The sequence below is a fragment of the Arthrobacter sp. yr096 genome (assembly GCF_900108925.1).
Lineage (GTDB): Bacteria > Actinomycetota > Actinomycetes > Actinomycetales > Micrococcaceae > Arthrobacter.
Genome location: NZ_FNYI01000001.1, coordinates 635,366 through 654,945 on the forward strand (window position 1 = coordinate 635,366; position 19,580 = coordinate 654,945).

Annotated in this window: 19 protein-coding genes; 10 read left to right on the top strand and 9 right to left on the bottom strand. The window is 61.9% G+C overall.

The features are described from left to right. Positions 1-10: 10 nt before the first annotated feature. Positions 11-1,720, top strand: coding sequence for an ABC transporter ATP-binding protein (locus BMY91_RS03020; protein WP_090818047.1), 1,710 nt, complete (start codon positions 11-13; stop codon positions 1,718-1,720). Positions 1,721-1,892: 172 nt separating this feature from the next. On the opposite strand, the gene BMY91_RS03025 is transcribed toward BMY91_RS03020, so the two are convergent. After that, positions 1,893-2,738 (bottom strand): SGNH/GDSL hydrolase family protein, encoded by an 846-nt coding sequence (locus BMY91_RS03025; RefSeq protein WP_256212536.1) that lies wholly within the window; start codon positions 2,736-2,738, stop codon positions 1,893-1,895. 283 nt (positions 2,739-3,021) lie between these two features. Here BMY91_RS03025 and typA point away from each other — a divergent pair, with 283 nt between their 5' ends. The 5 genes from typA to BMY91_RS03055 all read left to right on the top strand — a co-directional run bounded on the left by typA (position 3,022) and on the right by BMY91_RS03055 (position 8,713). Further along, positions 3,022-4,938 (top strand): translational GTPase TypA, encoded by a 1,917-nt coding sequence (gene typA / locus BMY91_RS03030; protein WP_062072937.1) that lies wholly within the window; start codon positions 3,022-3,024, stop codon positions 4,936-4,938. 33 nt (positions 4,939-4,971) lie between these two features. Further along, the gene (locus BMY91_RS03035; RefSeq protein ID WP_090818053.1) at positions 4,972-5,388 is read left to right on the top strand and encodes a hypothetical protein; all 417 of its coding nucleotides are present in this window, start codon (positions 4,972-4,974) and stop codon (positions 5,386-5,388) included. Between the two features lie 319 nt (positions 5,389-5,707). Then, entirely contained in the window at positions 5,708-6,034 is a 327-nt protein-coding gene (gene fdxA, locus BMY91_RS03045; RefSeq protein ID WP_024817464.1) for a ferredoxin, read from the top strand. Positions 6,035-6,048: 14 nt separating this feature from the next. After that, on the top strand, positions 6,049-7,197 hold the full coding sequence (gene dapC / locus BMY91_RS03050; protein ID WP_090818056.1) for a succinyldiaminopimelate transaminase: 1,149 nt from the start codon (positions 6,049-6,051) through the stop codon (positions 7,195-7,197). 232 nt (positions 7,198-7,429) lie between these two features. Continuing rightward, the gene (locus BMY91_RS03055) at positions 7,430-8,713 is read left to right on the top strand and encodes a citrate synthase (RefSeq protein ID WP_090818059.1); all 1,284 of its coding nucleotides are present in this window, start codon (positions 7,430-7,432) and stop codon (positions 8,711-8,713) included. Positions 8,714-8,797: 84 nt separating this feature from the next. Here BMY91_RS03055 and galE read toward each other — a convergent pair whose 3' ends face one another. After that, positions 8,798-9,838, bottom strand: a complete 1,041-nt coding sequence (gene galE, locus BMY91_RS03060; protein ID WP_090818062.1) for a UDP-glucose 4-epimerase GalE — start codon at positions 9,836-9,838, stop codon at positions 8,798-8,800. An 80-nt stretch (positions 9,839-9,918) separates the two neighbouring features. Between galE and BMY91_RS03065 the strand changes: the two genes are divergently transcribed. Then, positions 9,919-10,545: a TetR/AcrR family transcriptional regulator gene (locus BMY91_RS03065; RefSeq protein ID WP_090818065.1), complete on the top strand. Its 627-nt coding sequence runs from the start codon at positions 9,919-9,921 to the stop codon at positions 10,543-10,545. A gap of 102 nt (positions 10,546-10,647) precedes the next feature. Beyond that, positions 10,648-11,259 (top strand): hypothetical protein, encoded by a 612-nt coding sequence (locus BMY91_RS03070; protein WP_090818067.1) that lies wholly within the window; start codon positions 10,648-10,650, stop codon positions 11,257-11,259. Between the two features lies 1 nt (position 11,260). On the opposite strand, the gene BMY91_RS03075 is transcribed toward BMY91_RS03070, so the two are convergent. Continuing rightward, entirely contained in the window at positions 11,261-12,103 is an 843-nt protein-coding gene (locus BMY91_RS03075; protein ID WP_090818071.1) for a hypothetical protein, read from the bottom strand. 13 nt (positions 12,104-12,116) lie between these two features. After that, a complete protein-coding gene (gene dapD, locus BMY91_RS03080) occupies positions 12,117-13,142 on the bottom strand; it encodes a 2,3,4,5-tetrahydropyridine-2,6-dicarboxylate N-succinyltransferase (protein ID WP_090818074.1) in 1,026 nt (341 codons plus the stop codon). Between the two features lie 95 nt (positions 13,143-13,237). On the opposite strand from dapD, the gene dapE reads away from it, so the two are divergent. Beyond that, on the top strand, positions 13,238-14,362 hold the full coding sequence (dapE, locus tag BMY91_RS03085; protein WP_090818076.1) for a succinyl-diaminopimelate desuccinylase: 1,125 nt from the start codon (positions 13,238-13,240) through the stop codon (positions 14,360-14,362). Between the two features lie 6 nt (positions 14,363-14,368). Here the strand turns inward: dapE and BMY91_RS03090 are convergent, their stop codons facing one another. Further along, a complete protein-coding gene (locus BMY91_RS03090; protein WP_090818080.1) occupies positions 14,369-15,097 on the bottom strand; it encodes a helix-turn-helix transcriptional regulator in 729 nt (242 codons plus the stop codon). 73 nt (positions 15,098-15,170) lie between these two features. Here BMY91_RS03090 and BMY91_RS03095 point away from each other — a divergent pair, with 73 nt between their 5' ends. Further along, complete coding sequence (locus tag BMY91_RS03095; RefSeq protein WP_090818083.1) at positions 15,171-15,902, top strand: alpha/beta fold hydrolase; 732 nt, start codon at positions 15,171-15,173, stop codon at positions 15,900-15,902. Positions 15,903-16,091: 189 nt separating this feature from the next. Here BMY91_RS03095 and BMY91_RS03100 read toward each other — a convergent pair whose 3' ends face one another. From BMY91_RS03100 to BMY91_RS03115, 4 genes are all read right to left on the bottom strand, one after another. Next, the gene (locus BMY91_RS03100; protein ID WP_090818086.1) at positions 16,092-16,985 is read right to left on the bottom strand and encodes an amino acid ABC transporter permease; all 894 of its coding nucleotides are present in this window, start codon (positions 16,983-16,985) and stop codon (positions 16,092-16,094) included. Beyond that, positions 16,982-17,632, bottom strand: a complete 651-nt coding sequence (locus tag BMY91_RS03105; protein WP_090818089.1) for an amino acid ABC transporter permease — start codon at positions 17,630-17,632, stop codon at positions 16,982-16,984. Before BMY91_RS03105 ends, BMY91_RS03100 begins: the two co-directional genes overlap by 4 nt. 92 nt (positions 17,633-17,724) lie before the next feature. Then, on the bottom strand, positions 17,725-18,600 hold the full coding sequence (locus BMY91_RS03110) for a glutamate ABC transporter substrate-binding protein (RefSeq protein ID WP_090818092.1): 876 nt from the start codon (positions 18,598-18,600) through the stop codon (positions 17,725-17,727). A 75-nt stretch (positions 18,601-18,675) separates the two neighbouring features. Then, the gene (locus BMY91_RS03115; protein ID WP_090818095.1) at positions 18,676-19,431 is read right to left on the bottom strand and encodes an amino acid ABC transporter ATP-binding protein; all 756 of its coding nucleotides are present in this window, start codon (positions 19,429-19,431) and stop codon (positions 18,676-18,678) included. Between the last annotated feature and the right edge of the window lie 149 nt (positions 19,432-19,580).

Sequence of the window (19,580 nt, forward strand, 5' to 3'; positions counted from 1 at the left end):
GGAGGCGAACATGACTTCTGCCAACATCAGAATTGATGAAGCCACGGCACCAGTACGGCCCATCCTGGAGATCAAGGACCTGGCCATCACCTTCAAGACCGGTTCCGGTGAGGTCAAGGCGGTTAAGAATGCCCACTTGTCCATCATGCCGGGCGAAACGGTCGCCATTGTGGGGGAGTCGGGTTCTGGAAAGTCGACGACGGCGCTGGCCGCCATTGGCCTCCTGCCCAACAACGGTCGAGTCTCGGGCGGTCAGATTCTGCTCGACGGCGAGGACATCGCCCACGCGTCGGAAAAGCGCATGATCGAACTCCGTGGCAGCCACATCGGCATGGTTCCGCAAGACCCCATGTCCAACCTGAACCCGGTATGGAAGATCGGCTACCAGGTACGGGAGACCTTGAAGGCCAATGGTCGTCCGGACGGCCCCGAGGACGTAGCCCGCGTCCTGGCGGAAGCCGGCCTACCGGATGCTGCGCGGCGTGCCAAGCAGTATCCACATGAGTTTTCCGGTGGCATGCGCCAGCGCGCGCTCATCGCCATTGGCCTCAGCTGCCAGCCCAAGCTTCTGATTGCTGACGAGCCAACCTCTGCGTTGGACGTTACGGTGCAGCGCCGGATCCTGGATCACCTGGACAAGATGACCACTGAGCTGGGTACTTCCGTATTGCTCATCACCCACGACCTCGGCCTTGCAGCTGAACGCGCGGACAAGGTCATCGTCATGTACCAGGGGAACGTTGTGGAAGCAGGTCCCTCGTTGGATCTGCTGCGCAATCCCCAGCACCCGTACACCCGTCGCCTTGTCGAATCGGCACCTTCCCTGGCTTCGCGGCGTATCCAGGTGGCTAAAGAGCAGGGCGTGGAAGCCGGTGATCTGCTGGCACCTGTAGCGGCCGCGAAGGATCGCTCCCAGGATGAGGTTCTGCAGATCAAGAACCTGCGCAAGATCTACAAACTGCGTCAGGGACTCGGCCAGACGTCCGATTTCGCGGCTGTTGACGATGTCAGTTTCAGCGTCAAGCGCGGAACAACCACGGCAATTGTGGGCGAGTCCGGTTCGGGCAAGTCAACTGTCGCCAAGATGGTTCTGCAGCTGGAAAAGCCCACTGAGGGCCAGATCGTCTTTGACGGTGTGGACACAGCGGGGCTGAAGGGCAAGGAACTCTTTAAGTTCCGCCGCCGTGTGCAGCCCATTTTTCAGGACCCGTATGGTTCCCTGGACCCGATGTACAACATCTTCAGGACCATCGAAGAACCGTTGCGTGTGCACAAGATCGGTAACGCGGCCAGCCGTGAAAAGAAGGTTCGGGAACTGCTGGACCAGGTAGCCCTGCCGCAGTCCATGATGCAGCGGTACCCCAACGAGCTCTCAGGTGGTCAGCGTCAGCGCATCGCGATCGCACGGGCCTTGGCCTTGGATCCCGAAGTGATCATCTGTGATGAGGCTGTCTCAGCACTCGACGTTCTGGTCCAAGCGCAGGTGCTCAACCTGCTGGCTGACCTTCAGGACAACCTGGGCTTGACGTACTTGTTCATCACGCACGACCTCGCGGTAGTGCGCCAGATCGCGGATCACGTCTGCGTCATGGAAAAGGGCAAGCTCGTGGAAACGGGCAGCACGGATGATGTCTTTGACAATCCCCGTGAGGCCTACACCCAGGCTCTCCTGGATGCTATCCCCGGTGGTTCGCTGCTGCTGCCGCCTGCGGTGGCCTGACCCGGCGTCGTACGTTTTACAACGCGTTCAGCGCAAGAGCCGGTGGTTCCCACGAGGGAACTACCGGCTCTAGCCGTTTAACACATTTGTTGTGGGGCCTGCTTTGCGCGCCAAAGAGCGCAGTAAGCGCGCAGAGCGGACCCCGCAACGCCCGTTATGACGACGCCGCGGGCTACTTAGCTGGCTCGGAAGTGTCCTGACGGGACGTGAGGCCCAGGGCCGTGAGCTGGCCCGCCAGGATTGCACCAAGCTTGCTGTGTCCTGAGGGCTTCAGGTGCACGCCATCCTGGAGATCACCCACTGCGTCGTACCGGGTGAGCCAGTCGCCCGTACTGACGAACGGGATGCTGTGTTTGGCTGCGACCCGGCCCAACAGGGCATCCACTTCGGTGCGGCGGCCGCCTCCGTTGCTTGCACCGCGTGCCAAGGTGCCGATCATGGCGAGCTGGGCGCCGGGGTAGCGCTTCTTCAGCGCTGCCAGCAAGCGGTCTGCGTTGCTCGTGATCTGAGTATCAGTAGCTTTCTGCGAGGCATCATTACCGCCGCCCTGGACAACTATCAAGGGCGGATCGCCGTAGGGCAGGATCCAGTCGCCACGCTGCAACGCGTCAATGTAGTTGCCCGTCTTGCCGTTGGAAGCCACGAATCCCGTGCCGCCCATGCCCACAACGTGCAGCTTGTATCCCAAAGCTGCAATGCCTTGCTGGGGCCAGGAATCTTTTGGCATCGCCTGCGAGTCGCCGATCAGCACCGCGGTGTGGCGGACGTCAGCCAGCACCACTTCGTTGCGGTTGTTGGCAGGGTTCTTGTATAGCGATCCCACGGGCAAATCCAGTGAGCTGGGTGTGGGCGCAGCTTGGAGCGGCTTGCCGGCTGCGGCCGTCTGGGCAGGAGCGGGCGCGGCTGAGCGCGTGGGGACGGGTACTGTGGTGGCTTGGTTTGCTCCGCAGCCCACCGACAGAACGCCCACGGCGATCAAAGGTGCGAGCATGCGGATCGCGGCCGAGGCTTTGCGCATCGTGTGGTCTCCGTGTGGCACTGGTTCTGCAGCAATCATGGGGCACGAAGCCGGGAAAATCCAGCATCTGGACTTGCGGTTACAAAAGCGTAATGACATGTGAGCCGCACCACATCCCGGACGAGAATGGCTTGCTTTTTAGGCTCAGAAATGCAACTGCGTTTAGACTGGATGCAGGTGCCCTGTGTCCCGGGGTCTTTTCGCTGTGTGTTCCGATCAAGTAGATCAGGTATGCGCGCGGATACAAACAGCTGACTTCACCACTGAAACGAGTCATTAACGCATGTCTGAAACCATCACCAACACTGCGTCGCGGAGCGATCTGCGCAACGTCGCGATCGTCGCACACGTTGACCACGGTAAGACCACCCTGGTCGACGCCATGCTCAAGCAGACCAACTCCTTCGCTTCCCACGGTGAGGTTGAGGACCGCGTCATGGACTCCGGTGACCTGGAGCGCGAAAAGGGCATCACCATCCTCGCCAAGAACACCACGGTTGCCTACAACGGCCCGTCGTCCAACGGCGAGACCATCACCATCAACGTCATTGACACCCCCGGCCACGCCGACTTCGGTGGCGAGGTAGAGCGCGGTCTCTCCATGGTTGATGGAGTTGTCCTGCTGGTTGACTCCTCCGAGGGTCCGCTGCCCCAGACCCGCTTCGTGCTCCGCAAGGCCCTTGCCGCGCACCTGCCGGTTATCCTCCTGGTCAACAAGACTGACCGTCCCGACGCCCGCATCGACGAGGTTGTCCACGAGTCCATGGACCTGCTCCTTGGCCTCGCTTCGGACCTCGCGGACGAAGTTCCGGACCTGGACCTGGACAAGGTCCTCGAAGTTCCCGTTGTCTACGCAGCCGCCAAGGTTGGCCGCGCATCCCTGGACCAGCCAGCCAACGGCTCGGCCCCGGAGAACGAGGACCTTGAGCCCCTCTTCAAGACCATCATCGAGCACATCCCCGCTCCGACGTACAACCCGGACGGCGTGCTGCAGGCACATGTGACCAACCTGGACGCCTCGCCGTTCCTTGGCCGCCTCGCCCTGCTCCGCATCTACAACGGCACGCTCCGCAAGGGTCAGACCGTTGCTTGGGCACGCGCAAACGGTGAGCTCAAGAACGTCAAGATCACCGAACTGCTGGCCACCAAGGCACTCACCCGTGTTCCTGCCGAATCGGCCGGTCCCGGTGAAATCGTGGCTGTCGCCGGCATCGAGGAGATCACCATCGGTGAAACCCTCACGGATGCCGAGAACCCGCAGCCGCTGCCGCTGATCACCGTGGACGATCCCGCGATCTCCATGACCATTGGTATCAACACCTCGCCGCTGGCCGGCAAGGTCAAGGGCGCCAAGGTCACCGCCCGCCAGGTGAAGGATCGCCTGGACAAGGAACTGATCGGTAACGTGTCCATCAAGGTTCTCCCCACCGAGCGTCCCGACGCCTGGGAAGTTCAGGGCCGTGGTGAGCTCGCGCTGGCCATCCTGGTTGAGCAGATGCGCCGTGAAGGCTTCGAGCTGACCGTGGGCAAGCCGCAGGTTGTCACCAAGACCATCGACGGCAAGCTCCATGAGCCGATGGAACACATGACCATCGACGTGCCGGAAGAGTACCTCGGTGCTGTCACGCAGCTCATGGCTGCCCGCAAGGGCCGCATGACCAACATGGCCAACCACGGTACCGGCTGGTGCCGCATGGAGTTCATCGTTCCTGCGCGTGGCCTGATCGGCTTCCGCACCCGGTTCCTCACGGACACCCGCGGCGCCGGTATTGCTGCTTCCATCTCCGAAGGCTACGAGCCGTGGGCCGGCCCGATCGAATACCGTACCAACGGTTCCATGATCGCCGACCGCGCCGGTGTTGTGACACCGTTCGCCATGATCAACCTGCAGGAGCGCGGTTCCTTCTTCGTGAAGCCCACCTCCGAGGTCTACGAAGGCATGATCGTGGGCGAGAACTCACGCGCTGACGACATGGACGTCAACATCACCAAGGAAAAGAAGCTCACCAACATGCGTGCGGCTTCCTCTGACACCTTCGAAAACCTGACGCCGCCGCGCGACCTGACCCTCGAAGAGTCCTTGGAATTCGCCCGCGAGGACGAGTGCGTTGAGGTCACCCCGGAATCGATCCGTATCCGTAAGGTCATCCTGGACTCCAACGAGCGCGCCAAGGCTAACCGCGCCCGCGCCAAGTCCTAGCCTGAACTGACTGACACGGTCAGGCATAGCTGAATGAAGAGAGGGGTCGCCGGTACGGTCCGTGGCATCGCCACGGCCGTGCTGGCGGCTCTTTTCGTTGCTGCGGCAGGAACCGCCCTGCACCGCCAAGCGCTGCCTTGGTCCGGCGTCGAGGTCCCGTGGGGCGTAGCTGGGGCTTTGCTCCTGCTCGCGTCTGTCCAGTTGTGGCTCGCCGCCTGGTCGCGTTCGGTGGTCCCGACGGCGGTGGCCGGCGTGGTGACTTATGCCGCCGTCGGCGTCTTCTCATCTGCAGGACCGGCCAAGCAGTTGGTGCTGGGCGACGCCGTGGGCAACGTGTGGGTGTTCGGTATCGCTGCGGTTACTGTGGTGATGCTGGTGGCAGCCAGCCGTCTCCGCGCGGGACGGCCTGCCGCCGCGGCGGTGGCGGTGGAACCTCCTTCGCCGCGATGATCATCGCCAACGGAATTTCGACGTCGGCGTTGCGTGTTCGTATGGTGCAACTGCTCTCGCTGGCGTCCAGCAGGTAACCCAACGCGTCCGTGAGGCCGCCGTCAATTCTGTACCGGACCACCACCCGCACGCCGGGCTGTGCAGTGAGTAGGAATTGTCTGGGCGGCAAATGCGGGGGAGTCACTGATTCATACTAAGACGCGGGCTAGGTTGGCGTCAGCGCACTGTTGGATAATAGGCTCGGAAGTTGAGTGCCCGGCATGATGCCGGCAGTATTACCCCGGCCATCGCCGGGACAAACCGTGGAGAGGTCTGGGACGTGACGTACGTAATCGCGCAGCCGTGTGTGGATGTCAAGGACAAGGCATGTATTGAAGAGTGCCCTGTCGACTGCATTTACGAAGGTGAGCGTTCCCTCTATATCCACCCCGATGAATGTGTCGACTGTGGTGCCTGTGAACCCGTGTGCCCTGTTGAGGCCATTTACTACGAGGATGACACCCCGGAAGAATGGGCCGACTACTACAAGGCCAATGTTGAGTTCTTCGACGACCTCGGTTCCCCGGGTGGAGCGGCCAAGATCGGCAATACGGGTAAGGACCACCCGTTCATCTCCGCACTGCCCCCGCAGAACCAAGACCACTAAGGGCGGTTGTTTCATTGATTTCCGCGGCGCCGGCTTTCGGCCTGAACCTGCCTGACTACCCGTGGGAGGCTATGGCGCCGTATGTTGCCACAGCCGCTAAACACCCCGGTGGCGCAGTGAATCTTTCCATTGGCACGCCGGTGGACCCCACTCCCGGACTCATCCGTGAGGCCCTGGCCGCGGCCTCGGACGCCCATGGCTACCCCACGGTGCATGGCACCGAGGCCCTGCGCCAAGCCGTGGCGGACTGGTTCGCCAGCCGCCGTGGAGTGCCGGGGCTGGACCCCAAGGACGTCATGCCAACCGTCGGCTCCAAAGAGCTCGTGGCCTGGTTGCCGTTCCTGCTCGGTTTGAGTGCCGGCGATGTTGTTGTCAGGCCTACCGTTGCTTACCCGACGTACGATATCGGCGCCTCACTTGCAGGTGCCACGGCGGTTGCTGCGGATGACCTCGACGAACTTGATGCAGCCACCCGCGCGAAGGTTCGTTTGATCTGGATCAACTCGCCCGGCAATCCCACGGGCAGCGTCCGTGATGTCGAGTCTCTCCGCAGGATCGTTGGCCAGGCCCGCGAGCTCGGCGCCGTTGTGGCTTCGGATGAGTGCTACGCCGAGCTGGGTTGGGGCGAATGGGATGTCCAACGCGGGGGAGAAGCTGTGCCCAGCATCCTGGATCCCCGGGTTACCGGTGGTTCCACCGATGGCCTGCTCTGTGTCTACTCGCTGAGCAAGCAATCCAACCTGGCCGGATATCGTGCCGCCTTCGTCGCTGGAGATTCGGCCATCATGGCCAATCTGGTCAACAGCCGCAAACACGCGGGCATGATCGTCCCTTACCCGGTGCAGGAAGCAATGCGGGTTGCCTTGGGCGACTCCGGGCACGTCCTGGCGCAGAAAGACCTGTACCGCGGCCGGCGCGAGCGAATCGTTCCCGCCCTTGAAAGCTTCGGATTGCAGATCCAGGAATCCAAGGCTGGGCTTTACCTGTGGTCCACGGCGGGCGAGGCTACTTGGGACACAGTTGCCCGTTTCGCTGAGCTTGGCATCGTGGTTGGACCTGGGGTTTTCTACGGGGATGCGGGCAACGGCTTCATCCGCGTGGCTCTGACAGGCAGTGACGAACGCATCGATGCAGCGGTTGAGCGACTTGGACACGGCGCATAACAATGCTGTGACTTGCACCACGATTAGCGTCATTCCGCCAGTAACCGGACGGCACGGATTAGTTCCGCAGGGTTACTGGCGGTAGCTTTTTAACTGACTATCAATGGTGGCCTTCACTAAGAAAGCACTTCGGCCGTTGGAGCCCTGCAACAGTAGGGCCGAAGGCGGCGGCACCAGAAGTTGGTTGGACAAGCGTTCGATAGAGGCCCAAAGGCCTCATGAAGGGGACTCCATGACTGAGACCACCAGCGCAACACTGCGCCATGCCGGCGGCGAACTCGAACTGCCGCGCATCCAGGTTGTAGAAGGAAACGAAGGCTACGACGTTTCCAAGCTGCTGAAGCAGACGGGCGCCGTTGCCTATGACCCCGGCTTCATGAACACAGCGGCCACCACCTCGGCCATTACCTACATCGACGGCGACGCAGGCATCCTGCGGTACCGCGGTTACCCCATTGAGCAGCTCGCGCAGCACTCGAGCTTCCTCGAAGTTTCCTACCTTCTGATCTACGGCAACCTTCCCACCCCCACTGAGTTGGAAGAGTTCGATCAGAAGATCCGCCGTCACACTCTCCTGCACGAAGAGCTCAAGGGCTTCTTCGGCGGGTTCCCGCGTGACGCCCACCCCATGCCGGTGCTCTCCTCGGCTGTTTCTGCGCTGTCCACGTTCTATCAGGACTCGCTGGATCCCTTCAATGCGGAGCACGTGGAAGTTTCCACCATCCGCCTGATGGCCAAGCTGCCGGTCATCGCCGCCTACGCGCACAAGAAGTCCATCGGCCAGCCGATGCTCTACCCGGATAACTCCATGAACCTCGTGGAGAACTTCCTGCGCCTGAGCTTCGGTCTTCCGGCCGAGCAGTACGAAATGGATCCGGTAGTAGTCAAGGCACTGGACCTCCTGCTCATCCTGCACGCCGACCACGAGCAGAACTGTTCCACGTCCACCGTGCGCCTTGTGGGCTCCTCCAACGCCAACCTCTTCGCGTCGGTTTCCGCCGGCATCAACGCCCTCTTCGGCCCCGCACACGGTGGCGCCAACGAGGCCGTGCTGAAGATGCTCCGCCAGATCCAGGCCGACGGCATCAAGCCCGAGGACTACATGGAGAAGGTCAAGAACAAGGAAGACGGCGTCCGCCTCATGGGCTTCGGGCACCGCGTCTACAAGAACTACGATCCCCGCGCCAAGATCATCAAGGCAACGGCACACGAAGTTCTGGGCAAGCTCGGCGGCAACGACGAACTGCTGGACATCGCCATGCGCCTGGAAGAGAAGGCCTTGGCTGACGACTACTTCATCCAGCGCAAGCTGTACCCGAACGTCGACTTCTACACCGGCCTCATCTACAAGGCCATGGGCTTCCCGGAGAAGATGTTCACGGTCCTGTTCGCCATCGGCCGCCTCCCGGGCTGGATTGCCCAGTGGCGCGAAATGATTAACGATCCCCAGACCAAGATCGGCCGTCCGCGGCAGCTCTACACAGGGGAGCCGGAGCGCAACTACCCGGCCAACTGACACGGTAACAGCGTCAATAACGACGGCGGCCGCTCACCTCGTGCGAGGTGGGCGGCCGCCGTCGTTGTTGCTGTGGTTGGTGACCTAAGCGTTGTTTGCCGCGGCAGGCTCAGCGGCGTTGTACCCGTAAGGGTTGTTCTTCTGCCAACGCCAGTGGTCCTCGCACATTTGGTCCACGGTCTTGGTGGTGGACCAGCCGAGGTCCGCCAGCGCGGAGGACGCATCGGCCCAGAAAGCCGGAAGATCGCCGGCGCGGCGACCCGTGATCTCGTAAGGAATCGGCTGGCCGACGGCCTTCTCGAAGGAGCGCAGGACCTCCAGGACCGAGGAGCCGCGGCCCGAGCCGAGGTTCCAACGGCGCACTCCTGCGCGTTCTGCGATGTAGCTCAGGGCTGCTACGTGGCCATCTGCCAGGTCAACCACGTGGATGTAATCGCGCTGCGCGGTGCCATCGGGGGTGTCGTAGTCGCCGCCGAAGACCATCAGCTTCTCGCGGCGTCCCACTGCTACCTGCGCAATAAAGGGCACGAGGTTGTTCGGGATCCCTTGCGGGTCCTCGCCGATGCGGCCGGACGGGTGGGCCCCCACGGGGTTGAAATAGCGCAGCAGTGCGATATGCCAGCGATCGTCAGCGTTGCCCAGGTCAGAGAGGATGTCCTCGATCTGTTCCTTGGTGCGGCCATAAGGGTTGTTGGCGCCGATTTCCATCTTTTCGATGTAGGGGATCGGGTTGTGTTCGCCGTACACGGTGGCAGAAGAGCTGAAGACAATGGATCGCACATTGTGCTTGTCCATGGCCCGGAGCAGGTTCAGGGTGCCCACAATGTTGTTGTAGTAGTAAGCGAGCGGCTCCTGGACGGATTCCCCCACGGCCTTCAAACCCGCAAAGTGGATCACGGCGTCGATCTGGTGCTGGTCGAACACAGCCTCAACTGCGGGCTCGTCCACCAGGTCAACCTGGTGGAAGGCGGCAGCCTTGCCGGTCAGCTCGGAAACGCGGCGGAGGGATTCCTCGCTGGAATTCACGAGGTTGTCCAGCACGACGACGTCGTGGCCGGCTTCCTGGAGGGACAGAACGGTGTGGGAACCGATGTAGCCGGTGCCGCCCGTGACAAGAATTTTCATGGTCCCTACGCTATCGGAAATCGGAGCCACGCCGCTCTGTGTTGAGCGGTGTTGAAGCACGTTCGTGCTAAAAAATACTGGTGCCCAAAATTGTTGATGCCGAAGCCCGGCGCCAGGAAGTTGTCCAAGCCGTCTTCCGGATCATCGCCAGTGATGGCTTGGAACGGGCATCCTTGAGGGAAGTAGCCGATGAGGCAGGACTGGCAGTCGGCTCTGTACGGCACTATTTCGCCAGCAGCGACGAACTCCTGGTCTTCTCTTTTGGCGCAGTGATCGACCGGATTGTCGGCCGCTTGGAGTCCGCCATGACGGCAGTAGAGGCGGAACGTCCGGGCGGCTCGGCACAGCAGGCCGCTGTGCTGAATCTCCTCGGACAGTTCCTTCCCCTGGACGAAGAACTCGCGGTGGATGCCTGCGTATGGATGGCGTTCCGCCACGCTGCACGTATCAAGCCTGTCCTGGCAGCCGAAGCTGAGCGCAGCCACCGCGCTGTGGCGGCCGTCGTCGGGCGTTTGATCATGATGTTGAGCCCCCAAGAGGCTGAGGCCCAACAAACCCTTGTAGCGGAAGCGGAGAGGCTCCTGGCCACCATGGATGGGCTGTGCATGCACGCATTGCTGCAACCGGAGTGGATGACAGCGGAAATGTGCAGCGACGTCCTGACGGCGCACTTACGTTCTTTGGCTGGAGCACCTGCTTCGTCCTGAACCACCGAGGCCTCTGCCAAGCAGTGCCTCCGCGCCACTACCGTCTGGACTCATCGGGAATAGACTGGGAGAAGTCGGGAACCTGCCAAGGGAGGAATTCGGATGCATGAGTCATGCGGCCCGGGATGGCGTATCACCATGGACACGTCCGGGCCGATGCTCATCGCCCTCTATTTGCGCGATGTCGCGGGGTTGGATGGTGCTGGCAAACCTGTGTTGTCGCACGCAGCTCCCAAGGTCCGGCATGCCGATCACAGCCACCTCACCTCCGATGTGGGGGGAATTCACGCTCTCAAGACGGAATGGGAAGCGTGGTGGGAGAACCTGGTTAAGTCCTACCCCAACCCGGCATCGGAACTGGCGCCTCCCAGCTTCAAGGCATTCGGGAATTCGCCGGCACTCCAGCGCGTCCTGCAGGCCCACTTCGGATCGGCCCTGGGGTGGGCGACGGATCGCATTGACGAGTATGCAAGCCTTGAGGCTGCCCGCGAAGCAAACGGCGTGACACAGGTCCTGAACGAAATGGTGGAGGACAGGCTGCTAGAAGTCGGCCGCAGTTCCCGGGACTTCGATCTCACCATCATTGAGCTACCCCTCAATGAACCCCGCGCCTGGTATTTGGAACCCAGCACTATGATCATGAGCCACCGGTTGCTGGCCGAGCCAGATGTCTTCCGCAGCTATGTCCAGCCAGTGGTGGAGTTGCTTGCCTGAGTCAGGTGGTGGGGGCGGACACCGTGATAGTGACTCCCTCGGACGGATCGGCAGAAGCATGCCAGCCGTCCCTTTTCTCCCTGTTCCACGTCTGGCCGGCAGCGTCCACTTGGGTGATGGACAGGGATTTCGCGTTTGCTACGGCCCAGTGGGCAATGGCCCATGCCTGTGTTCCAGCGACCTCCAGCTGGACCGAACGGCCCTGAACCGTGGCCGCGTGGCCGCCGAACGCCGTCGTGATGCCATCGACGACGGCGGCAGGGTCGCCTGCCGCTTCGGGCATACGCAGCTCACAGTTCAACGATGATTCGGAGTGCCCGGTCAGGGCGGAGGCGAAAGCACGACCCATGGCTTCATGCTGGGCATAGGCGCGTGGGAATGCCGATCGCTGGACGGCTTGGGCGGCCTGGGTGATTTCCATGGTCTCGAACCCGGGCACTTTGACCAGTCCGTCATAGAACGCGTTGCTCGCATAGACGGGGTCCATGACCTGGGCCTCGGTGCCCCAGCCCTGTGAGGGCCTCTGTTGGAACAGGCCACGGGAGTCCGGTCCCGCTTCATCGCCGTAGTTGATGTTCCGGAGACGGGATTCCTGCATAGCGGTGGCCAGCGCAATGCTCGCCGCCCGGGGCGGCAACCCCCGCTGCACGGATATGGCCGAAATGAGTGAAGCGTTGGCAGCTTGGTCTGTGGCCAGCTCGTGGGTGTCGGAACCTGCGACGGCGACGCAGCGCTCCGTGACCAGGGTCTCGGAGCGCTGCAGTACAGCAACTATCGCGTAGATGGCACCTGCTACGAGGGCCAAAGCCAGCACCGCAACGATGGCGCGGCGGAACCGGCGCATTGAACGTCTCCTGCTAGTTGGCGTGCAGAGCCTCGTTCAGCTCCACGGTCTGACCCTTGCGCGGCAGAACTTCCACGCCGCCGGTGGTGGAGTTGCGGCGGAACAGCAGGTTGGGAACGCCGGAGAGTTCCACCGCCTTGATGATCTTGCTGGTGTCCTCCCCGTTCTCGTCCTTGGGTCCCGGGACGCGCACGCGGGTTCCGGCGGTGACATAGAGACCGGCTTCGACCACTGAGTCATCGCCAATGCTGATGCCGACGCCGGAGTTGGCGCCGAGCAGCACGCGCTCACCCAGGGCGATCTTTTCCTTGCCGCCGCCGGAGAGCGTGCCCATGATGGATGCTCCACCGCCCACGTCCGTGCCGTCACCGGCAACGACGCCTGCCGAGATGCGGCCTTCCACCATGGAGGTGCCCAGCGTACCGGCGTTGAAGTTGACGAAACCTTCGTGCATCACGGTGGTGCCTTCGGCAAGATGGGCACCCAAGCGAACGCGATCGGCGTCGGCAATGCGTACGCCTGTGGGGACAACATAGTCCACCATCCGCGGGAACTTGTCCACGCCATAGACCACAACGTTGCCGCGCTTGCGCAGGCGTGCACGGGTCAGTTCGAAGCCGTCAACCGCGGCGGGGCCGAAGTTGGTCCACACCACGTTGGGCAGCTTGCCGAAGACACCGTCCAGGTTGATGCTGTTGGGCTTGACCAGGCGGTGTGAGAGAAGGTGCAAGCGAAGGTAGGCGTCAGCGGTGTCTGCCGGCGCGGCGTCGAGGTCGATCTGTGCGAAGACCACCTTCTGCTCGGTGCCACGATCGGCGTCGTTGCCTTCATCGGCGAGTGCAGTGAGTGAGGGGTCTGCGTTTTCGATGTCGCGCAGCGACTCGGCCGCTACGCCAAGCGCAGGCGCCGGGAACCAGACATCCAGCACGGTTGCTTCCCCGGAGGCCGAGGTGGCGATGGTCGCGAGGCCGAATCCGTAGGCCGAACGGTCGGTGGCGGGCGCGTTTGCGGGCACAGCAGAAGCAGCAGTTTCAGTCATGGGCCAAGTCTATCCAGCAGTCGGAGGTCGGTTAAAACCCGTCTCACGCCGTGAAGGTCGCATTTGACGTTGTGTCCGGGGATTAAGCTGGACGGGTGACCCTGAACCCTGCTCCCGCCCTCCTTGACCTGCGCCAGGACGTTGCTTTGCTGACGGCCGCGATCATCGACTTCAACAGCGTCTCCGGTAACGAGACCGAACTGGCCGACGCGGTGGAGGCCGCCTTGCGTGCCATCCCCGCTTACACCGTGGTCCGGGACGGTGACGCCATCATTGCGCGAACCGAACTTGGCCGTCCTGAACGCGTCATCCTTGCCGGGCACCTGGACACAGTTCCACTGCCCACGGTTGAGGGATCGTTGGGCACCGTTCCCGCGACGTGGGAGTCCGGCGTTCCCGGGGAAGGCGTGCTTTACGGCCGGGGGACCACCGACATGAAGGGCGGGGTCGCGGTGCAACTCGCACTGGCGGCAACACTGTTCGACGACGGACGGCAGCCGGACAAAGATGTCACCTTCGTCTTCTACGACCATGAGGAAGTGGAGGCAGTGAAGAGCGGCCTTGGCAGATTGGTACGCAATCACGGCGACCTGCTGGACGGCGATTTTGCGATCCTCCTGGAGCCCACGCACGGCACCGTGGAAGGTGGGTGCAACGGCACCAGCCGTTTCGAAGCCACCACCATCGGTGAGACTGCCCACTCCGCGCGTGCGTGGATGGGCAGCAACGCCATCCACGCTGCGGCTCCCATCCTTGCCAGGCTGGCTGCGTATGAACCCAGGACCATCAACGTGGACGGCCTTGACTACCGCGAAAGCCTTAATGCCGTGAAGATCAACGGCGGCACAGCCGGTAACGTCATTCCCGATCGCTGCGTGGTGGAAATCAACTACCGTTTTGCCCCTGACAAGACTCCTGACCAGGCCGAGGCCCATGTTCGGGAGCTGCTGGAGGGTTTCGACGTCGTTCGGACCGACGCAGCTGCCGGCGCTCGTCCGGGACTCAACCATCCGGCTGCCGCGTCCTTTGTTGCCGCAGTCGGGGCCGAGCCGAAGCCCAAGTACGGCTGGACCGACGTCGCTCGCTTCAGTGAGCTGGGCATCCCGGCGGTGAACTTCGGCCCCGGCGATCCGCTGCTGGCGCATAAGGACAATGAACACGTCGACGCCGATGCCGTCCGTGAGTGCCTCCGGGCACTGAGGACGTGGCTGGCGCCGTAGCTGGCTCTACTGACCCGAGGGGTTGCTTGGGTGGCCTGGCCCGCCCCTACCATGCACTGGTCTGGCGTTCGGTGGGGGTTCGCCGACTTCGTGGATGGTATGGCCGCTGCAAGGCGTTCCGGTTGCGCTGGCCCGCTCGATGCGCGAGACGGTGAACCATCGCATTGCATCGCGTAGTTGGCACCACCCAACCAGGTACCACTGGCCGTTCGTGGAGGCGAAGAGAACTGGTTCAACGTCGCGGGTAGTGGTGGTCCCGTCTCCCGAGGTGTAGCGAATGCGGACCACCCGCTGCTCGGCCATCGCCGCCTCCAGAGCCGACCTGATGGTGCGTGAAGATGATGGAAGCGGGTTGACCCACACGCGGCCGGCCAGCTGCTCGGCTCTTGCACGTGTTTTTGGATCGAGGACGTCCAGGATCTTCTGGATCCCGGCCGCTGCCAGATCGGAGTACGGGGCGTCAGGTGCAGCGGACACGGCCGCCATCAGCGCAACAGCTTGCGCTGGGGACAAGCTGACAGGCGGCAGGGACGCGCCTATGGCCAATCCGTAGCCACCGCCCGGACCCGGGCGCGACCAGACGGGCGCTCCGCTGTTCTCGAGCGCAGCGAGGTCTCTCTTGACTGTGCGCACGGACACGCCGAACTCTCTCGCCAGCCGTTCGGCGGAGCAACCCCGGGATCCATTGCGGCGCAGCATTTCGGACAGGGCATGCAGTCGCTCTGTTCGCTTCACCCTTCTGCCTGCAGCAAATTCATGACATAAATAGTGACATACTCCTGTCTGCACCGCCTACGAAGCTAGTGATATGACAATCGCAACGAGCAATCCGCACATCATTCTCATCGCCGGCCACTGGCTGGGCGCTTGGGCGTGGGATGAAGTCCTCGAATACCTGAAAACCGACCACACCCGTGCTATGGCCATGACACTGCCTGGTTTGGAGGGGGACGATCCTGAGCGTGCCTCGAAGACTCTCGACGATCAAGCCGCAGCGGTCATGGACCTCATGGTCCGGCTTGGGGTTTCCGAGGACGAGCCTGCCGTAATCGTCGCTCACAGCGGGGCAAATGCTCCCGTCAGTCTTGTCCTGGACCGGCAGCCTGAGCTTGTTCAACGGGTGGTATGGGTGGACTCTGGTCCTGTGGTGACGGGCAGCGTCTTTGCCGCAGACCTCCCGGAGGGGTTGGAGGAGCTTCCGCTGCCGCCCTTCGGTGCGCTGGCACAGCAGGCCAGCCTCGAGGGCCTGAGCGCAGACGTCCTGGAGCGTTTCCGGAGCCGGGCAGTCCCTGAGCCAGGCCCCGTGCTTCGTCAGCCCGTCGAGCTCACGAACGATGCCCGCCGCACGGTCCGGACAACTCTGGTGTGCTGCTCGATCCCGAGCGCCCAGGTGCTGGAACTGGCCCGCGCAGGCCATGCCATGTTTGCCGAAGTCGCGAACCTCGTCACCCTCGATGTCATTGACCTCCCAACGGGCCATTGGCCCATGTGGAGCCGACCCCGCGATCTGGCCAGGGCCATTCTGGCGGCGTCTTCCTGAATGACCTGAACCGCTTGTACAACCTGAGGGGCCAGCCGATTCCGGCTGGCCCCTCAGTCCGCGAGGAAATTCAAGACACAGCGCCACGCTGCTCTCACGGCGGAGCCAGCCCCTAAAAAGCCAACCCCTAAAAAGGGAGAAGGTCCGCAGCCTGTTGGCTGCGGACCTTCCTTGTGCGGTGCAGGATGGCTACTTCGTGCCCGGTCCCTCCACAGAGTCCTTGGCGACGGGATCATTACCGCCGGCTGAAAGGCCTGTGCGAATGCTGGCCGGAGCCACGCCCCCAGCGGCCTTCTTGGAGCCGCGACGCTCGATCATGATCGCAATCCGGGAAACGGACAGGTTGATCAGGATGTAAATTGCGGCGCCCACGAAGAACGCTGGGAACAGGAAGTCCGGACCCAGGAAGTCAGCCATGATCTGGATCTTCCGCAGGAGTTCTTCGTAACCGACGATGTAGCCCAGCGAGGTGTCCTTGAGGAGCACCACCAGCTGCGCAATCAACGATGGCAGCATGCGTCGTACGGCCTGGGGGAACTCGATGGACATGCGCGACTGGAAGCTGCGCAAACCGATGGCCAGCCCGGCCTCGCGTTGTCCCTTGGGCAGGGACTGGATGCCTGCTCGAAGGATTTCGGCGAAGATGGCGGCGTTGTAGAGCACCAAGCCAACCACGACCGCCTGGAACTGTCCGGTGGCGAAGACCAGCAGAACGAACAACATCATAAGGACCACGGGCATGCCGCGAAGGAACTCAAGGACCACCTGTGTGGGTATGCGAATCCAGGAGATCAAGGAGATGCGCAACAGGCAGAGCGCGATGCCCAACGGGAAAGCAATGACGGCTGCCACTGCGGCCGCAGCCAGGGTGGACAGGATGCCTTGGCCGATCAGGCTCCAGACGTCCGGCGCCAGGGGACCGTAGAAGATTTCCCAGCGGTCCGCGTCGAAGATGCCTTGCTGCGCCAAAGTGACGACGGCGATTGCGAGGACTCCGAGGATGATCAGAATTCCGGCGGCTGATCCTATCAGCGAGTAGAGGCGGGCTTTCGGCCCGGGGACGTCGTACAGGACCGATGTCATCGGGCAATCGCCACCTTTCGTTCAACAAAGTGAGCCAGGAGCCCCAGCGGAACCGTAATCAGGAGGTAGAAGAACGCTACCCCTAGAAGGATCCAGAGGACTTGGTCGCCGTAGTCGTTGGAGAGCTGGCGGCCGTAACCGAACAGCTCCAGGACGAAGAACGCGCCTGCCACGGAGGAGTTCTTGACCAGTGCGATCAGGATGTTGATCAAGGGAGGAATGACTGTGCGGACTGCCTGGGGGAGGACGATGAACCCCAGAACCTGGGTAAAGGTCATGCCGACGCTGCGGGCGGCTTCTGCTTGACCGACGGGCACGCTGTTGACGCCTGAACGGACGGCTTCGGCAATGAAGGCGGCCGTGTAGCTGCTCAGCGCAATAATGGCGGCCACTTCGAATTGCTCGAATTTGACGCCAAGTCGGGGCAGGACAATGGCTGCGAAAAAGAAAATGATGGTCAGTGGGGTATTTCGTGCGACTTCAACATAAAACATGCTGAAACCACGGAGTGCAGCCACGGGGGAAACCCTCATGGCCGCCAGGAGTGTGCCGACGATGAGGGCAATGATTCCTGAAATTACGGAGAGATAGAGGGTGCGGAGAAATCCGTCCCAGTATTCGGGGAGGCTTGCTATGACGGCGTCCATGGCTTCCTTCGGCTGCAGCTAATCAGGGAACAGGGTCCTGGAGTCATCAACTGCCGCCGCCCGACGGGGCGGCGGCAGCTAACTGATCCCGACTAGTAGCGGTTGACTGCGGGAAGTTCAGGAGTGGTCTTGATGACCTTGCCTGCAGTGGCTTCCCAAGCCTTCTTGTACTCGCCGTCCTTCTGGAATGCTTCGAGCTGGTCGTTGATCCAGTTGCGGAAGACGGTGTCGTCCTTCTTCAGGCCGATGCCGTAGGGCTCCTTGGTGAAGGTTTCGTCCGAAGCAAGCTTGAAAGCGTCCGGTTCTTTGTCCACGTAGCCGGCGAGGATCACGTTGTCAGTGGTGACAGCCACAACCTGCTTGTTGCGCAACGGCTCCAGGCAAGCGGTGTAGGTGGCGGCCGGAACAACCTCTGCGCCGTACTTCTCGGCGATGGTCTTTGCCGGGGTGGAACCTGTCACGGAGCAGACCTTCTTGCCCTTGACGTCCTCAGGCTTGGTGATGGAGGTATCGTCCTTGTTCACCAGCAGCGCCTGGCCGGCTTCGTAGTACGGGCCAGCAAAAGCGACCTTTTCCTTACGGGCATCGTTGATGGTGTAGGTAGCGATGACGAGGTCAACGCGACCCTGCTCGATGAACGACTCGCGGTTCTGGGAGACGGTCTCTACCCACTCGATCTTGTCTGCAGCAATTCCCAGCTTGGCGGCGATTGCCTTGCCCATTTCAACGTCGAAACCGACAGGCTTGCCGTCCAGGCCCTTCTGGCCGAACAGCGGCTGGTCAAACTTGGTGCCGATGGTGATTTTCTGGGCCTTGTTCAGCTTCTCCATGGTGGTGCCGGCTTCGAAGCTTGCCGAGGCAACAGGGGGAGTGGTGGTGCTGCTGCCGCCACAAGCACTCAGTGAGAGGGCGAGCACGGCAGAAGCGGCCACCAGCAGCGACTTCCTCCGGGTAATGAAAGCCTTCATGACATTCCTTTCTTAGGTTGGCCGTCTTAGGGCCTGGGTGCGGTCTCTACAGTCTTGGGTGGGGGCGATAGAGAGCTAGTGGGTCAAGAGCTTGGACAGGAAGTCCTTGGCGCGGGTGCTCTTCGGGTTGGTGAAGAATTCCTCGGGGGTTGCATCTTCCACGATCTGACCGTCGGCCATGAAGACCACGCGGTCGGCAGCTTTGCGGGCAAAACCCATCTCGTGGGTTACCACGATCATGGTCATGCCTTCTTTTGCCAGCTGGATCATGACGTCCAGGACTTCGTTGATCATTTCGGGGTCCAACGCGGACGTCGGTTCGTCGAACAACATCACCTTCGGCTTCATGGCAAGAGCGCGTGCTATGGCCACACGTTGCTGCTGGCCGCCGGAGAGCTGTGCGGGAAGCTTGGGAGCCTGGTGTCCGACACCGACGCGTTCAAGAAGCGCCATGGCCTCTTTGTCGGCGGTTCCTTTGGCAACCTTCTTGACCTTGATCGGTCCCAGCGTGACGTTCTCAAGAATCGTCTTGTGGGCGAACAAGTTGAAGGACTGGAAGACCATTCCGACGTCGGCGCGCAGGTGCGCCAGATCCTTGCCTTCTTCGGGGAGTTTCTTCCCGTCAATGGCGATGTCGCCGTCGTCGATCGTTTCCAGACGATTGATCGCACGGCACAGGGTGGACTTACCGGAACCGGAGGGTCCGATAACCACCACGACTTCACCCTTCTTGACGTGGAGGTTGATGTCTTTCAGGACGTGCAATTGACCGTAATGCTTATTGACGCCGTTCAGGGAGACGAGGGCATCGCCGGACGCTTGAGTAGTCATACGACGAATCTAGCGAACAAAGAAGCAAATATGACCACGGTCACGCCAAGTTCCTGAAGATCGTGACTGAACAGAAACCTGCTCCCCAGCGATATACCAGACTGCAATGCAAGAAGCGGGTCGCAGCGACTGAGCAGGCATCCATAGGC

Excerpts from the sequence above, each read along its gene's own strand:
- BMY91_RS03020 (WP_090818047.1), top strand. The coding sequence starts at position 11 with ATGACTTCTGCCAACATCAGAATTGATGAAGCCACGGCACCAGTACGG.
- BMY91_RS03025 (WP_256212536.1), bottom strand. The coding sequence starts at position 2,738 with ATGCGCAAAGCCTCGGCCGCGATCCGCATGCTCGCACCTTTGATCGCC.
- typA (WP_062072937.1), top strand. The coding sequence starts at position 3,022 with ATGTCTGAAACCATCACCAACACTGCGTCGCGGAGCGATCTGCGCAAC.
- BMY91_RS03035 (WP_090818053.1), top strand. The coding sequence starts at position 4,972 with ATGAAGAGAGGGGTCGCCGGTACGGTCCGTGGCATCGCCACGGCCGTG.
- BMY91_RS03055 (WP_090818059.1), top strand. The coding sequence starts at position 7,430 with ATGACTGAGACCACCAGCGCAACACTGCGCCATGCCGGCGGCGAACTC.
- galE (WP_090818062.1), bottom strand. The coding sequence starts at position 9,838 with ATGAAAATTCTTGTCACGGGCGGCACCGGCTACATCGGTTCCCACACC.
- BMY91_RS03070 (WP_090818067.1), top strand. The coding sequence starts at position 10,648 with ATGCATGAGTCATGCGGCCCGGGATGGCGTATCACCATGGACACGTCC.
- BMY91_RS03075 (WP_090818071.1), bottom strand. The coding sequence starts at position 12,103 with ATGCGCCGGTTCCGCCGCGCCATCGTTGCGGTGCTGGCTTTGGCCCTC.
- dapD (WP_090818074.1), bottom strand. The coding sequence starts at position 13,142 with ATGACTGAAACTGCTGCTTCTGCTGTGCCCGCAAACGCGCCCGCCACC.
- BMY91_RS03095 (WP_090818083.1), top strand. The coding sequence starts at position 15,171 with ATGACAATCGCAACGAGCAATCCGCACATCATTCTCATCGCCGGCCAC.
- BMY91_RS03100 (WP_090818086.1), bottom strand. The coding sequence starts at position 16,985 with ATGACATCGGTCCTGTACGACGTCCCCGGGCCGAAAGCCCGCCTCTAC.
- BMY91_RS03105 (WP_090818089.1), bottom strand. The coding sequence starts at position 17,632 with ATGGACGCCGTCATAGCAAGCCTCCCCGAATACTGGGACGGATTTCTC.
- BMY91_RS03110 (WP_090818092.1), bottom strand. The coding sequence starts at position 18,600 with ATGAAGGCTTTCATTACCCGGAGGAAGTCGCTGCTGGTGGCCGCTTCT.
- BMY91_RS03115 (WP_090818095.1), bottom strand. The coding sequence starts at position 19,431 with ATGACTACTCAAGCGTCCGGCGATGCCCTCGTCTCCCTGAACGGCGTC.